The organism is Acinetobacter sp. MB5 (assembly GCF_003261585.1).
Classification (GTDB): domain Bacteria; phylum Pseudomonadota; class Gammaproteobacteria; order Pseudomonadales; family Moraxellaceae; genus Acinetobacter.
Window position 1 is genome coordinate 196,025 of record NZ_POVU01000003.1, and the last position, 16,903, is coordinate 212,927.

At 45.1% G+C, this 16,903-nt stretch carries 11 protein-coding genes; 5 read left to right on the plus strand and 6 right to left on the minus strand.

Going from position 1 to position 16,903, the window contains the following annotated elements:
- Positions 1-17: 17 nt before the first annotated feature.
- Both C1A47_RS06050 and C1A47_RS06055 read right to left on the minus strand, forming a co-directional pair.
- Entirely contained in the window at positions 18-1,406 is a 1,389-nt protein-coding gene (locus C1A47_RS06050; protein WP_111893425.1) for a VOC family protein, read from the minus strand.
- Between the two features lie 10 nt (positions 1,407-1,416).
- Positions 1,417-2,700, minus strand: a complete 1,284-nt coding sequence (locus C1A47_RS06055) for an aspartate aminotransferase family protein (RefSeq protein WP_111893427.1) — start codon at positions 2,698-2,700, stop codon at positions 1,417-1,419.
- 630 nt (positions 2,701-3,330) lie between these two features.
- Here C1A47_RS06055 and glpK point away from each other — a divergent pair.
- Complete coding sequence (gene glpK, locus C1A47_RS06060) at positions 3,331-4,818, plus strand: glycerol kinase GlpK (RefSeq protein ID WP_111893429.1); 1,488 nt, start codon at positions 3,331-3,333, stop codon at positions 4,816-4,818.
- A 58-nt stretch (positions 4,819-4,876) separates the two neighbouring features.
- On the opposite strand, the gene C1A47_RS06065 is transcribed toward glpK, so the two are convergent.
- The 3 genes from C1A47_RS06065 to C1A47_RS06075 form a co-directional block, all read right to left on the minus strand.
- The gene (locus tag C1A47_RS06065; RefSeq protein ID WP_111893431.1) at positions 4,877-6,403 is read right to left on the minus strand and encodes a DHA2 family efflux MFS transporter permease subunit; all 1,527 of its coding nucleotides are present in this window, start codon (positions 6,401-6,403) and stop codon (positions 4,877-4,879) included.
- Positions 6,404-6,409: 6 nt separating this feature from the next.
- Positions 6,410-7,498, minus strand: a complete 1,089-nt coding sequence (locus C1A47_RS06070; RefSeq protein ID WP_227539741.1) for an HlyD family efflux transporter periplasmic adaptor subunit — start codon at positions 7,496-7,498, stop codon at positions 6,410-6,412.
- A gap of 344 nt (positions 7,499-7,842) precedes the next feature.
- Positions 7,843-8,340, minus strand: a complete 498-nt coding sequence (locus tag C1A47_RS06075) for a thioesterase family protein (protein WP_111893435.1) — start codon at positions 8,338-8,340, stop codon at positions 7,843-7,845.
- Positions 8,341-8,437: 97 nt separating this feature from the next.
- On the opposite strand from C1A47_RS06075, the gene hemB reads away from it, so the two are divergent.
- Entirely contained in the window at positions 8,438-9,451 is a 1,014-nt protein-coding gene (gene hemB, locus C1A47_RS06080; RefSeq protein ID WP_111893437.1) for a porphobilinogen synthase, read from the plus strand.
- 31 nt (positions 9,452-9,482) lie between these two features.
- Positions 9,483-10,598, plus strand: coding sequence for a glycine oxidase ThiO (thiO, locus tag C1A47_RS06085; RefSeq protein ID WP_111893439.1), 1,116 nt, complete (start codon positions 9,483-9,485; stop codon positions 10,596-10,598).
- Positions 10,599-10,600: 2 nt separating this feature from the next.
- On the opposite strand, the gene C1A47_RS06090 is transcribed toward thiO, so the two are convergent.
- A complete protein-coding gene (locus C1A47_RS06090; protein WP_111893441.1) occupies positions 10,601-11,503 on the minus strand; it encodes a TIGR01777 family oxidoreductase in 903 nt (300 codons plus the stop codon).
- Positions 11,504-12,039: 536 nt separating this feature from the next.
- On the opposite strand from C1A47_RS06090, the gene C1A47_RS06095 reads away from it, so the two are divergent.
- Both C1A47_RS06095 and C1A47_RS06100 read left to right on the plus strand, forming a co-directional pair.
- Positions 12,040-13,290, plus strand: a complete 1,251-nt coding sequence (locus tag C1A47_RS06095; protein ID WP_111893443.1) for an exonuclease SbcCD subunit D C-terminal domain-containing protein — start codon at positions 12,040-12,042, stop codon at positions 13,288-13,290.
- A gap of 9 nt (positions 13,291-13,299) precedes the next feature.
- Positions 13,300-16,896, plus strand: coding sequence for an AAA family ATPase (locus tag C1A47_RS06100; protein ID WP_111893445.1), 3,597 nt, complete (start codon positions 13,300-13,302; stop codon positions 16,894-16,896).
- The last annotated feature ends 7 nt before the right edge of the window (positions 16,897-16,903 follow it).

Below are 16,903 nucleotides of genomic sequence, written 5' to 3' on the forward strand. Positions count from 1 at the left end.
ACATTTAAATTAGTCATTTATACACCTGCAAAGCTGTGGTTATTCAATTGTTGTAAACATGTCTCAATCGATTGTTGCTGGGTTTCACTATAAAGCTGCATTTCATCGCAAACTTTGCTGCCCAAACACTGTTCAAAGATGTCCTGATTAGACATTGCGGCATAATGCCCCTGTCCGTCTTCACCCAAATTTGACTGGAAAATTCCTGCCGCCGATACAGGCAGAAAATCTTCATAAACAATTGGTTCAATCTGAACCTGATCTGTTTTAACCAAATCCAGTAAATCCTGTTGCGTCCATAAACGCTCGCTTGGTTCTATGGTATTGCCTTGAGCAAAATAGTAGAAATAAGCCAAATCTTGTTGTGCCAGTTCCAAATAACTATCTGGAAAGGCTTGGAACGTGTCCTGCAAAATCTGCATATAGCGTTCAGCATTGTTTTCATTTGGGCTTTCACCTAAACGCTCACGTGCTTCTGCCAAAAGCTGATCGTAGAGCGCACGACCTTTCGGAGTGAGTGCCACGCCGCGCTGTTCAATTTCACCAAAACGCGCAGTGTGGCTGCCCTGATGATCGGTAAATGTCACTTGTTCTTGCAACGCTTTAAAGCTGGTTTGACGCAGTAAAATTGGGCAGTGACGGCGTGGTGGGCCTTCAACCACAGCTTTGGGTGGAATACCACGTTCAGCCATGCCTGTTTGTACTGCATCAATATCCAGAGTTCTTGGGGTCAGATGGTTAATGTGTGGACCTTTAAATGCCACCACATCGGCAATCAAACGATGTTGATCATGCAATGCCTGATACAAGTCTTTACTGACAGGTGCAGCGGTATGCCAACGGAAAGTTTCCAAAACTTGTTGCACAAACTGCTCAGCATCATTGGCATCCAAACCACCCTGCTGTTCAAATTTAGCGGTCAGTGCCAACGCTTGTTCAGTAAAGATTTGACGCTTCGCCAACACCTCTTCTGCCAGTTGGCGCAGCTCAACATTGTCAATCAGTTCCAAACGTAGCAATGAAGTAAAAATACGGAATGGACTGCGATTCAACGCATCGGCATCAATCGCACGAAATGCGGTTGAATGCACAGGGACACCCGCAGGCACAAGATCGTAGTAACCGACTGGATACATGCCCATCACCGCAAACACGCGACGCATATTCGCCAATTCTTCTGGTTTACCCAAACGGATTGCACCATGACGCTCTTGCGATAAACGTGGCAATTCACCTGTTTGTTCTAACTGTGCATATAACTGAGGTTGTTTCACCAGGCTGATCTGATTGACATCATTGACCAACTCTAACAAGTCACCATATAACGGTACTTCTGTTTGATACATCTCGGACATACACTGTGAAAACTGTGCCCGAATCGCATCGCTACTGACCCAAGTTGTCATGATTTTTCCCCTATGCTCCAGCCATTACTGGCATCTGTTGCTGTGCCGTTGCTGCAAGCACATGTTCCAAAATGTCCAAACCTTCTTCCAAAATTTCAGGCTGAATGGTCAGCGGTGTCAGCAAGCGAATAATATTTTTCGCCTGACCGCTTGGCATCAGCAATAATCCTTGTTCACGTGCCTGACGCAGTACTTCAGCTAAAACGGCTGTGCCTGCACCGAATTCAGGATGACGTAATTCAATCCCACGCATTGCACCTACACCCGTCAAACGACCTAACCACGGCGTCAAACCCTGTTCTTTCCAGTGGGCATAACGTGCTTCAAGCGTTTGAATATAATGTTCAACCCCTGCCTGATATTCAGCAGAGCGCATGACTTCTAGCGTTGCCAGACCTGCGGCACATGCCATTGGATTACCCGAATAGGTTCCACCTAACGCACCTTTAATTGGGTGATTCATATATTCAGCACGTCCAACCACCGCACCTAAAGGCATGCCGCCTGCAATGCTTTTACCAAGCAGTAATAAGTCAGGTTGAATACCCAAATGGCTAAATGCAAAAGCTGTTCCTGTACGACCAAAACCTGACTGGATTTCATCCACAATCATTAAAATGCCGTGTTCCTGACAGAACTGCTGTAGATACTGGGCGAAGTCAGGATTCATCATTTGAAAACCGCCTTCTCCAAGCACTGGCTCAAAAATGATCGCAGAAATATTTTCAATATCGACTTCGACTTGGAACAATCGCGCCAAGGCTTTTTTTGCATCTTGCGTGGTGATGCCATTGTCCTGACTTGGATAAGGAATGTGATACACCGAACTGGATAAATTGCCCAAGCCTTGTTTATATGGCGCAACTTTGCCGTTCAGATTCACGGTTGCCAGTGTACGCCCATGAAAGCCGCCATCAAATGCAATCACGCCTGTACGACCTGTCACGATGCGCGCCACTTTTAAGGCATTTTCCGCAGCTTCTGCACCACTGTTGGTGAACATACCTGCCAATGGATATTCCACAGGAATAAAGTCCAGTAACTGCTGCATAAATTCGAGATAAGGACGATGCTGTGCCGCATTAAATGCATAATGGGTCATCGTCGCAGCTTGCCGCTGAATCGCCTCGACAATTTTTGGATGGCAGTGCCCCAAATTCAGCACACCAATGCCCCCAATAAAATCGATATAACGCTGACCGTGTTCATCCCAAACTTCGGCATTACATCCTTTGTTTAAAACGACAGGATGAATCAGCCCTAATGCGCTTGAAACTCCTTGATTCTGACTCACTGTGCATCTCGTTAGAATTGTGGTTGATGAATTTATTTAAGCGCTGCATGGATAGGTTCTCAAGCGAAGAAAATTTGCTTTAGCATTCCTTTTTTTCTTGGGGTTAAATTGTGCGACTTTTTTCCTATTTACTTTCTAATTCAATAGATTATTATTACCAGAAATTTTAAGCAGTTAAAATATTTGAGTCTCAGTCTGCCAGACTTTGAGAATAGGTCAAAAAATAGGATAGTGTGTCATAAAAATATGGCTTTATTGATGGTGCAAGCTTTCTATAATCACTGCGCTTGTGTGTTTTTTAACACCTTGCTCGACATGAATCCAGCGCAAAAAAGTTCATGCCAAAGCTCACTTTTTACAGTGAGCTTTTCTCTATCTAGGCTTCTTAGATTCCAATAAATGATCCATGATTGGTTTTGCATTTCACTGCATCCCGAATCACGTCAATATTTTCAGGTCATTCAAATGATTGTTCCCGATCTTAAAAGGCATCCACCTCCAATGCATCTGTTCACATTTAAACTGCATGAATGAGAATCTATCTACTTCTTTTATAAACATAAAGCACATATCTTTCTGATCTTGATTGGGCTAGTATTTTTGACAATCTGCCACTGTGATGGTTTTGTTATGAGTTATTTACTGGCACTCGATCAGGGAACAACATCGAGCCGTGCGATTATTTTTAATGAACAAGGACAGATTCACGCCATCGCACAGCGTGAAATTTCCATTCAGACTCCCCACTCAGGCTGGGTCGAACAAGATGCCAATGAAATCTGGTCAACCCAAATTGCCGTGGTACAGCAAGCTTTGGCTTCGGCAGGCATTTTGGCCCGAGATATTAAAGCCTTAGGCGTAACCAACCAGCGTGAAACCACTGTCGTTTGGGATAAACGCACAGGCAAACCGCTTGCCCCTGCGCTGGTCTGGCAAGACCGTCGTGCAGCCGCATGGTGTAATCAATTTACAGAACCACAATTACTTGAAAAAATTCAGAAAAGCACAGGGCTTTTAGTTGACCCTTATTTCAGTGCAGGCAAGCTGGTCTGGTTATTTGAAAATGTTGAAGGTTTACGTGAACTGGCACAGCAAGGCCATGTAGCTTTTGGCACCATTGACAGTTGGCTGGTGTGGAACCTGACGCAAGGCGCTGAACATGTGATTGAAGTCAGCAATGCCTCACGTACCATGCTCATGAATCTGGGCAACCAAACGTGGGATGAGGAACTACTCGAACTGTTTCATATCCCCACCAGTGTCTTGCCAAAAATCATCCATTCCGATGCCTATATTGCCGATACCGCAGAGGGTTTGCTGGGCAGTAATATTCCTATTGCAGGCATTTTGGGTGATCAGCAAGCCGCGCTGTTTGGACAGTCCTGCTTTGAAGCAGGCATGGCGAAAAACACCTATGGAACAGGCTGCTTTATGCTGTTCAATACAGGTGAACAACTGCAATATAGTCAAAATAAGCTACTCACCACTCTGGCATGGAACTGTCAAAATCGCACCCATTACGCCCTCGAAGGCAGTGTGTTTATGGCAGGTGCCATCGTGCAATGGTTACGTGACGGTTTGGGTATTATCAAAAGCAGTCAAGACATCGAAAAACTGGCCTGTCAGGTGAAAGATACTGACGGCGTGGTGCTCGTTCCCGCTTTTACAGGTTTAGGGGCACCATATTGGGATAGCGATGCCCGAGCCTTGCTATGCGGCATGTCACGTGGTACCACCAAAGCACATATTGCGCGTGCAGCCTTAGAGGCCATTGCCTTTCAAGTTTCAGATGTCTTAACCGCCATGCAATCCGATGTCTCTCAGCCACTCAAAGAACTACGTGTCGATGGTGGCGCCAGTCAAAATGACATGCTGATGCAGTTTCAGGCCGACATTCTCAATGTGCCTGTGATGCGTCCCAAAATGCGCGAATCGACTGCATGGGGCGCTGCAGCCATGGCAGGCATGAAAATCGGGGTGTTTTCCCATGTCGAGGAAATTGCCCAGTCATGGCAACTCGACCACTGCTTCGAACCCAATATGTCTCAAGATCAACGACAGAATTATTTAGAACAATGGCATAAAGCATTACGTCGTGCCCGCTCAGATTTAGCATAAACCCATAAAAATAAAGCCAGTCAAATGACTGGCTTTATTTTTTTGTTTTCCATGGTTGCTAGTGAGCAGCCCCACCTTCAACGTTTCCTTTTGCTCGTGGACTAAACCAGATCAAAATTGCGCCAACCAAGAAAATGAATGTAAAAATCAGGAACACATGGTTCACGGAAATCGTGAGCGCTTCTTTTTCGACTAAGTCAGCAATCGTGCCAATAATCGTAGAGTGGCTCATACCATTGGCTTCCAGTACTCGTACCGTTTCTTCGGTATGTAGATTTGAAACCATTTCGCTACGAGCAATTTTACTGTGATCATCCCAAATCGAAACCGCAAGCGAAGTTCCAAGTGCCCCTGCCATGGTTCGCACAAAGTTCATTAAACCCGCCGCAGAGGCAATCTCTTGAGGCTGTACTGAACCCAGTGCCAGATTGGACAGTGGAATAAAGAAGAATGGCACTGCAAAACCCTGAATAATCTGAGGCAATGCCAAAGCCATAAAATCTGCTTCATTGTTCCAAAATGCACGCAACAAGGTCACACCGCTCATTAGCACAAAACCAAAAGAGGCCAATATTCGTGCATCAAACTTGCTCGCAAGCTTGGCAACGACAGGTGACATGGTCAGACTACCAAAGCCCATCATTGCGGTCAGATAACCCGCCCATGTGGCGTTATAGCCCATATTGGTCTGTAGCCACTGTGGAATAATCACAATACTGCCGAAGAAGGCAGCAAAGCCAAATGCCAGTGTTAACGTGGCAATCGAAAAACCACGATGCCTGAAAATCCGAATATCCACCACAGGGTGCTGATCGGTATATTCCCAGATCAGAAACACCACAAAACCAATGGCAGCGATCAGTCCAAGCACCACAATCATGCCATTGTTGAACCAGTCACGATCATGACCAAGATCGAGCATCAACTGCAAAGCACCAATCCAGATAATCAAAAGGCCTAAACCGATACTGTCAATTTTCAACTGGGCGGTTGGGGTTTCCGCAGGTGTCAGCACACGGATTGCAGCTAAGGCACAAATAATCCCGACAGGAATATTAATAAAGAAAATCCAGTGCCACGTCAGGTTATCACTAATCCAGCCACCCAAAATTGGCCCAAGAATTGGCCCGACAACGGTCGTCATTGCCCATAAGCCCATGGCTTGAGCATGCTTTTCAGGTGGGAAGATCCGCATCAGCAAAGCTTGGCTGATCGGCATGAGAGGGCCACCAAACAGCCCTTGCCCTATTCGGCAGAACACCAGCATTTCAAGACTGGTCGATAAACCACACAGCAATGAAAACACAGTAAAGCCGATCAGACAGGCAACAAAAATCCGTACCGAACCAAAGCGCCCAGCCAGCCAACCTGTGAGCGGGACACAAATCGCTTCTGCAACGGCATACGAGGTAATCACCCATGTGCCTTGCGAGGTAGAAATTGCCAAGTCACCACTAATATGGGTGACGGACACATTGGCAATGGTGGTGTCGAGCACCACCATGAAGTTTGACAGCGCGATTACAAATGCTGCCAGCAGTAATCGCCCTCCTGTCAACTCAGCAAAAGGAGTGGCATTTTTCATAGGCTGTTACTTCGCACTAAGGTCGACATCAGCATCCATCGACAAACCAACACGAAGTGGATGCGCTGCCAATTCTTTTGGATCAAGTGCAATACGGACAGGTAAACGCTGTACCACTTTAATCCAGTTGCCTGTGGCATTTTGTGCAGGAATCAAGGCAAATGCAGAACCCGTTCCACCTGAGAAGCCCATCACTTTGCCGTGATAGACCACACTTTTTCCGTACAGGTCAGAAGTCAATGTTGCACTCTGCCCAACACGTACTTTCGCCAACTGACTTTCTTTAAAGTTGGCATCGACATAGAGTTGTGAAATTGGCACAACACTCATCAGCACAGAACCTGGTGCAACACGTTGCCCAACCTGAATATTACGACTGGTCACCACACCATCTACAGGTGCACGAATTACGGTACGCTCCAAATCCAGCAAGGCTTGTTGAACCTGTGCTTGAGCCGACAAAATATCAGGAGCGGTTGTATCATTTGCGCCAGCAATCAGTGCTTCATTGGCAGCCAAGTTGCTTTGCGCTGCTTTACGATTCGATTCCGCTTGTGACACGGCAGCTTTAGCAACGTTCAACGTAGCCAATGCAGTTTTTGACGCACTTTGTGACGAGGTCAATTCTTCTTTGGAAATCGCACCTGTTTGTGCCAATGCCTGACGACGCGCCAACTCTTGTTGCGCATTGTCATAGTCGGCTTGGGCTTTGACCACCTGTGCTTGAGCACTGGTAATACTGTCACTGCTGACAAAGATCTGGGAGTTTAAAGAGCTACTGTTGGCTTGAGTCTGCTTGTACTGGCGTTTGGCTTTTGCCAATGCCGCTTCTGCTTGCGCTAATGCAATTTTGGCATCACGTGGGTCGACTTCAACCAGAACATCGCCTTTATGTACCTGCTGAGTATCTTGCACCAAAACCTTGGCAACCTGTCCTGTCACCATTGACGTGACTTCGGCAGTGTCAGCACCGACGTAAGCATTATCTGTATTGACGGTGTTGTTAAAAAAGACCGCCCAAATGGTATAGAGGATTGCCGCAATAATTAAGATGATGGCGAAATAGCCCAGTAATTTTTTGCGTTTGGCTTTCATCGCCAACTCAGAATTAGGTTCTGGCTGCTGTGCAGCAAGTGTATCATTGGAGACATCAGTCATCACATATTCCTAAATTAATTCAGACTGTGTCGAACACCTCAAATACATCTCCAACGGATATGCCCGCAAAATTTGGCACATCGAGAAAATGGATTTGAACTGTACCCAGTCTGGACTTTTTACATCATCTACTTCGTTTTATCGGGTAAAAATCACATTTTAATCATAAAAATACAAGATTGTTTTTTTCTTAAAAACGTGTACAAAGCACCATGAAAAAGCGCTTTTTATGGGTGTTTTAGTACATAAAAATACGATCTAAAACTTTAATATTCATCTATTTAATATGCATAAGAAGCTATAGCCACAGAAATGTTGACTGCACAGTCATTTTGCATTGACATTCGCATCGTACAGCTTTTTTTACCCATTCTGAGCACTTCTGCATGCGCAATAAAATACTGCCCACGCCCAGGTGCCAAATAATCCACCCGTAAATCCAGTGTCGCCAAACGTTCAATCTGTTTTAAAACCTGTGCTCGTTGTGAGACATCTGTACGCTTGTACAGCTCGGCCATTGCCACGACACCGCCTAAACTGTCGAGTAAGGTTGCAGCCACCCCACCATGTAAAATTTCATAGGCCACATTGCCAATCAGGTTAGGGTGCATATTGAGATGTCCTTGAATCTGCTCATCAACCACCCGCATCTCAATACCATTATGCTGCAAAAAAGGTGAATGATTAAAGGCATCGCATAGCTGCTGCAAAATATCGGTAAGCGGTGTTTCAGCTTGAATCTTGAGTTGCCCTGTCCATGTTGTTTTTATTTGACTCATGCAGAGTTCTTCCTTGATGAATAAGATGTTCTTGTACAAACACATCATTATAGGTCTACAATAGCCCCCAAGTTAAATACTGGACATCGAGATTGTTATGACTTATACGTTCAATCGCCCTGCATTTCCTGCGACCCGTATGCGCCGAATCCGTAAGAATGATCAACTCCGCGCGATGGTCAGTGAGACTCAAATTACCGCACATCACCTGATTTATCCTGTCTTTGTTCTCCCGGGGCAAAACCAGCGTGAAGACATTCCAAGCATGCCGAATATTCAGCGTTTGTCGGCTGATCTCTTATTAAAAAAAGCGGAAAGCTTGCTTGAACTTGGCGTCTCTAAACTTGCGCTGTTCCCTGTGACTCCACAAGAAGACAAAAGTCTGACGGCTGAAGCTGCTTGGCGTGAAGATGGCTTAGTACAAAACACCTGCCGTTTATTGAAAAAAGAATTACCAGAAATGGTGCTGATCACTGACGGCGCACTTGACCCTTATACTACACATGGTCAGGACGGTATTATTGATGACACAGGTTATGTACTGAATGATGAAACGGTTGAATGCCTGATTAAACAGGCACTCAGTCATGCTGAAGCGGGTGCAGATGTGATTGCACCAAGTGACATGATGGATGGTCGTATTGGCGCGATTCGTCAAGTTCTTGAGCAAAATGGTTTTATCGACACCAGCATCATGGCGTATTCAGCCAAATATGCGTCGAGCTTTTATGGCCCATTCCGTGATGCCGTGGGTTCATCAAGTAACCTGAAAGGTGGCAATAAATACACCTATCAAATGGATGTGGGCAACCGCGCTGAAGCCTTGCATGAAATCGCACTCGACTTACAAGAAGGTGCAGACATGGTGATTGTCAAACCAGGCCTGCCATATCTGGATGTCGTACGTGAAGTCAAAGATACCTTTGGCGTGCCAACTTTTGTGTATCAGGTCAGTGGTGAATATGCAATGCTCGCTGGCGCAATTCAAAATGGCTGGCTCAGCGAAAGTGTGATTCTAGAATCTTTACTGTGCTGCCGCCGCGCAGGTGCAGACGGGATCTGGACATACTTTGCAGATGTCGCTGCCCAAAAACTCAAAGAAATGCAATAAATTCATTTTCCCTAGATAGATCGAGCGCACGATGCAGATTGCCATTATTGGGGCGGGTGTAAGTGGTTTACTCTCAGCCCTAGAACTGATTCAACAGGGCTGTTCAGTCACGATTTTTGACCAGCAACACGCAGGTAAGGCTGCATCATGGGCAGGCGGTGGCATTTTGTCGCCGATGTACCCGTGGCGCTACCCTGCTGCGGTCAACCAACTGGCTCAATATGGCAAGGCGCTCTATCAGGAATACAATGAACGGCTGTTTCCAGTCACCAAAATTGATTTTCAGATTCAGCATACAGGTATGCTGATTTTTGACCCTGAAGATTTCACCATTGGGCAAAGCTACGCACAGCGTCATCAAGAACCGATGCAATATGCCGAATTACTTCAGGGGCAACAGCTACATCACATTAACCCGCAAATTTCTGAACAATTTCAGCAAGCGCTATTTTTTCCGCATTTGTCCAATATACGCAATCCACGTGTGTTGCAGTCCTTAATTGCCTATTTAAAACAGCAACCACAAGTCAAATTTGTGGAAAATTGCGCGATTCGTAAATTACAAATTCAAAATCAGAAAGTCACTGCCGTTCACACGGAAAATGGTGAAAAATTTGCTGCCGATCAGGTGGTGCTGGCGACAGGTGCTTGGAGTCAGGCATGGGCTGAACCGCTCGACTTAAACATTCCTGTCAAACCTGTGCACGGGCAAATGGCACTGTTTAAAACACCTGAAAACTGGCTACCAACCATGTGTATGAATAAAGTCATGTACCTGATTCCACGACGTGACGGGCATATTGTCTGTGGTTCGAGCATGAATGATTTTGGTTTTGATCAGACCACCAGAGCCGACATTCAGCAAAACATTGTCGATGCCGCATTGGAAATGGTGCCTGAACTAGCGCAATTCCCACTGGTCGATCAATGGGCAGGCCTACGTCCAAGCTCCCCGAATGGTGTGCCCTATATCGGACAAATTCCCGACGTGGAAAACTTATGGGCCAACTTTGGGCATTTCCGTAATGGTCTATGTATGGGGCCTGCGGCAGCACGTTTATTGCGTCAACTGATGCTCAAACAAAGCACTTTAGTTGATCCGACTGCCTACTCGCCCGAACGCCTGTTACACCCTGAAACTGCTTAGATTTAAGCTAAAATCTGCTGCAAGGCCTGATCGAGCGTTGGGTAATGAAAATGATAACCTGCATTCAGTAAGGCTTTGGGCTGTACAAACTGACCATTCAAAATCAGTTGTGATTGCTCACCCATCAGCCATTTAAAAGCAATACTCGGTGCACTGAGTAAAGGTCGAACCTGCAAATAATGTGCGGCACACTGTGCAAACTGCTGTTGGGTCACCTGTTCAGGAGACACCACATTAAAGATTTGTGCATCTGGCTGATGCTTCATTAAAAATTCAATCACACCCAAAACATCGGCTATATGCACCCACGTCACAGGCTGGCGACCATGCCCAATCTTTCCAACCAGTCGCCATTTGATCGGCTGTAACATCTGCGGCAGAATCCCGCCCTCTCTGGCAAAGACAATGCCCAAACGCATAATCTTGATATTAAATTCATTGGAGTAAGCTAAAGCGGACTGTTCCCATTTTTGGCAAAGCTCCGACATAAAAATCGCTTGAGGTGAAGCTGATTCATCACAAAGGTTTGTCCACTGCTCACGTTCATCTATTCCATAATAGCCAACGGCTGAACCTGAAATAATCATTTTAGGACGATGGGCATGTTGCTTGAGCCAGTCAAATACTTTGGTCGTTGTTTGGACTCGGCTATCAATCAATTGTTGTTTACGTGCAGATCCCCAATGCCCCTTTCCAATACTTTCCCCTGCCAGATTAATCACATAATCAATCATTTCATTATCGACCTGGCTAAGTTTCTGTACCCAGCGCAGGTTAGGATGTGTTGAAACCTGATTTTTTCGACTTAAAGCAACCACACGAAAATTTCGCTCTAGTAAAAATGGAAGCAAATGGCTGCCAATAAAACCTGAAGCACCTGTAATTAGAATGGTTGCTGCTGACATATCCGTCCCTTTTTTTTGATTTTATTGTATGCAATGGACTAAAAATATAGCATGACCCTCTAAAATAGCTCGCGAAAAAATCATTAATTTAATTTTTAAAAAATTTTTTAATATTTATGTCAACCATTCCAAAAACACTGACGTTATATAGGGTACAAGGCAAATCGTTGGTTTTTGCACAGCATCCGCAAAACAGCTTCGATTACCTCAAACTCAATAATCAATCCTTCCTCGGGTCAATTAAAACAAAAACCCGTTGTACGAAGTATCTTAGACCAACGATTTATCATCACTCGAATCGTTGGTCTTTCTTTTTTGGGGCATATACATCTGCTCACATGGAGCATCTGATGATTGCGAGACTTAAAGTTCAATCTTAATTTATTTCATTCCAACAGATGACAATGAACATATGAATTGGATGATTCAAAATCAATGCTGCGTGAATGACGACTCATGTTGATCTCGATTGCCCTGCCCCCAACGTATAGCTTTATGCTACCTTAGGAACATTCATCCGCAGGACTTTTCACTTTATGAGCGTGCATTTTCTTCATACCTCAGACTGGCATTTGGGACAGTTTTTTTATAACCACTCGCGCCACTATGAACATGAACAATTTCTGGCATGGCTCATCGAGCAGATCAAAGAAAAACAACCACACGCCCTGCTGATTGCAGGGGATATTTTCGATGTCATCAACCCCAGTTCTCAGGCACAAAAGCAGCTATATCAATTTCTTGCCGATGCACATGATGCCGCACCTAACATGCAAACCCTGATGATTGCAGGTAACCATGATTCAGGCTATCGGATTGAACAGGTTGAACCGCTTCTCGAAAAATACAATGCCAAAGCGGTCGGCGTTGTTCGATGGAATGATGATAAAAGCCTGAATGCCGAACGGCTAATCTTGCCAATTTACGATGCTCAGCAAAACATTGTGGCGTGGTGTGTAGCGCTACCGTTTTTACGTTCTGCAGAAATTACAGGACTCAATGATCAGACCAGTACCAGCCAATCCGCGATTGAATATCTGCACCGCACTTTAATTGAAGAAGCCAAACGTAAAAAAACACCTGAACAAGCGCTGATTTTAATGTCACATGCCCATATGCAAGGCGCAGAAACTTCAGATTCAGAACGCCCGATTATTATTGGCAATGAAGAAGCCTTATCGACCACATTATTTGACGATGCAATTGATTATGTGGCACTGGGACATTTGCACAAACCGCAAAAAGTCGGGCAAGCGCATATCCGCTATAGTGGTTCGCCCATTCCGCTCTCCTTTAGTGAAATTCGCTATAAACACCAGATTGTCGAAGTACAGCTTGACCCACAAAATACCGAACAGCCTTATCAGTTTGATGCAGTTGCCGTACCACGCAGCATTCAACTGATCGCCATTCGTGGCAGTCTGGAAGATGTCTTTGCCCAGTTACAAGCACTCCCACACGGCGAAATTGACGAGATCGAACAGCGCGAATATGTGGATATTGAATACCATACCACCCAGCCGCCTGCCCTAAATTTACGCCAGCAGTTTGAAGATGCCTTACCTAAAAACCGCTACCGACTGGTGCGGATTTCACGCCAGTATTTGCCCAATGAGCAACAACCTGAGCAGGCAGCACATTTAAGTTTAGAACCGCCAACCCCTGAAAAATTGTTTCAAACCTTGTGGCAAAAACAGGGCTACGAAGCCGATACAAGCGTGCTTAAAGATTTTCAGCTTCTGATTGAACAAGCCCAACATGCCCTCGACAATGAACCCTCTGCTTAAGGATGTGCCATGAAAATTTTATCTATTCGTATAAAAAATCTGGCATCCCTTGCAGGCGAACAGTGCATTGATTTTGAATCTCAACCGTTGGCCAATGCAGGGCTGATCGCGATTACGGGCAAAACAGGCGCAGGTAAATCTACCATTTTAGATGCCATGTGCCTTGCCCTATTTAATAAAATACCTCGTCTCAAAGAAAGCGATGGCAAACTGCAAGATGTCGATGGTTCGGAGTTACTCACCAACTCACCGCTCACCGTATTAAGACGTGGTACGGGACACGGTTTTGCCGAAGTGAGTTTTATCGCACCCGACCAAAAGCGTTATTTGGCACGTTGGGAACTCAAGCGCGCCCGTGAAAATCCCACTGCGAAATTACAAAGTGTGCAGCGTTCTCTCACTTGCCTGACAGATGGTGTGGTGGTTGCCGATAAAACCAAAGCGGTCGATGAAAATATTAAAAACATTACCCAGTTATCCTTTGAGCAATTCACTCGTGCAGTTCTTCTCGCACAGTCTGAAGTCACGGCATTTTTAAAAGCCCGCGACAGTGAACGTGGTGAGCTACTGGAGTACCTGACCAACTCTGCAATTTTTGCCAAGGTAGGACAACTCGCATTTGAAAAAACCCGTGAAATCAGCAAACAGCGTAAAGAACTGGAAAATGTGTTAGGGCATATTGAAATTTTGTCCGATGAAGCCGTGGCTGAACTCAACGAGCAACTGCAACATAGCAATCTGCAATATGAAAAACTCAGTGTGGAGAAAGCGCTACTTGAGCAACATCAACGCTGGTTTACGCAACAGCAAAAATTGGAAAATGATGTTCAGCAACGCCAGCAACATCAGCTTGAGCAACAACAAAAAGTCGAGCAACTCGGCACTGAACGTGAGCAACTCAAGCGGCTTGAAACTTTTTCGTCTATTCGCCCAAGCGTGATTCAACAGCAAAAAACGCAGGTAGAACTGAATCAGTTACAACCCAAAATTCAATCTGCTAAATCGCTATTTTCTGAGGTTGAAAAAAGTTTTAACCAAGAAAAAAATACGTTTCAAACTGCCGATGAAAAGCTTAAAGCCCAGCATCAGTTTGAGCAAATGTATAAAGTTCAACTGGATCAGGTGCGAAACTGCATTCAAGAGCGTGAATTTATTGGCAAGCAATTTGTCAAAGCTAAAACCCTGCTAGAGACACTGCAACAAGAGCAGCAGCCACTCTTGCAACAGCAAAACCAATTACAAACGGAATGCGATCAACTCAATAGCCAACGAGAACAATTCACGCAACAGCTTGAACAGACTGCACAATTCACCCCTTTAGACCAAGGCATTGCAGCACATCTTTCACCACTGCAACGCTTTACTCAGCAGCTCAATAACTTCGAACAGCAGTACGGTGAGTTCAACACGGCGCAAATTCATTTAAATGAAAAACAGCAACAACTCGCATTGCTAAAACAGCACGCTGGTGATGAACAAAGCATTGATCAGCAGTTGACACAGCTCCGCGAAAAACATGGGGGAAATGTAGATAAAAACTATCGACTCAATGCAATCACAACCCAATTTCAACAGTATGTACAGCTTGATTTAGAGACCAATAAGGTTCAAGCAACGTGCGAGGAACTGACGCAAAAGGTTCAGTACAGTATCCAACAACTTGAGAAAAGTGAGCAGCAATATCACACGCAAAAACAACAGCGTGAGCAGTTGCAACAGATGTTGCAGCAACAACGTTTGCTACATACCGAAAATATTGAAAAGCTACGTGAGCAATTGGTAGATGGTGAAGCCTGTTTAGTCTGTGGCAGTACCCATCATCCTTTTAAAACCGATTTACCTGCACTTTCCAATGAGTTATTTCATTTACAGCAACAGCAAGAACAACACGCATTACAACTTGAGCAAGAACTCTTTCAAACGTGGCAACAAACACAGCAAACGCATACCCAAGACAGTGCTGCACTCACTCAACAGCAAGCCCGACTAAATACGCTAAGAGCTGAACGAGAAAAGCTAGAACAAGCCATTCAGCACGCCTGTACCGAAGCGCAGATCCAACTCGATCTTGCTCAATCACCCGAGTCAAATCAGCAACACCTTGCTCAAACGGCACAAGATCTTCAGCTCGACCAACAAAAAATTGAGCAAACTATTCAACAACTGGGTGATATTCAAAAACAGCAACGCACCCTCGCCCAAAGCATTCAACAGCTCTCGCAACAGATGTCTGTCATTCAACAGTCCGAGCAAGTCCTTGATGATCTACTTGAGTTACTCAGTACAGAACAACGTGATACTTGGCAAAAATACACTTTAAATACTGCCCAGCAGATCATGCAACTGCTCAACCAGCGTAGTCAGCTTTTACAGGACATTGACATGCTGACTCAACAACTCAATGCCAAAACGCAGGACTTAAAGCAAAAATCGTTGGAGCTGCAACACCAACAGATACAAATCCAGCAGGCTGAAACCGAGCTGACTGAATTGAAAGATAAAGGTAAAGAGAATAGTGATGCAGCGATTCAACTAATTTTTGACATGACGCAAACACAGATTGAAAAACCACATGAGTGGCTGATTCAATATAATGAACAGCGTCAAAAGTTACAGCTTGAATTTAATCAAGTGCGTGAACGCTTTGAACAGGCGCGCGATCAGTTTGATGCACAGCAACGTCTACTCGATCAGCTTAAAACACAACAGCAACAAGTCACCGCACAGCATCAAAATGCTGCCCTTGAAATCGAACAGTGGCTCAAGCAGCATGCTAATTTTGACCCATCACAGCTTATTCAACTGCAAAGCATTGCACCTGAACACATCCAGCAGATGCGCCAACTCGTTCAAACTGCTGAACGAGAGTTAGCAGATGCTCTCGCCGCACTCAAAGCCATTCAGGAGCAATTACAGCAGCATCTAACCCAACAACCTGCAATCGAGTTTGCACGACTCCAAACCGAGCTCACCGCTCTGCTTGAAACACTGCAACACACTCAGGTACAACGAGATGAGGTCAAACTCAAACTGGAACTACATCAGCGCAATCTGGAAAAGCAGCAGCAATTTGCCAAACAGATTCAAGAAATTCAACAGGAAGAACACCGTTGGGGCAAGATTTCAGGCTTAATGGGTGACTCAACTGGTAAAAAATTTCGCGACTTTGCCCAACAATATAATCTGGATATTCTCCTCGAATATGCCAATCAGCAACTGGCAATGCTCTCACAGCGATATACTTTAAAACGTCTAGACCATTCCTTGAGCCTTGCGATTATCGACCATGATATGGATGGTGAAGTCCGTTCAGTTGCTTCGCTATCTGGCGGTGAATCTTTCCTGACTGCCCTCGCTCTGTCTCTGGCAATTGCCAACATGGCATCGGGTTCGATGAAAATTGAATCCCTGTTTATTGATGAAGGCTTTGGCACGCTTGATGCTTCGTCCCTGCACATGGTGATGAATGCACTCGATCAATTGCAAAATCAGGGACGTAAAGTGGTACTGATCTCGCATATTCAGGACATGCATGAACGTATTCCTGTTCAGATTCAGGTACAACCACTGGGTTCAGGTGCCAGTCAAATCAAGATTGTGGGATAAGAAAAAG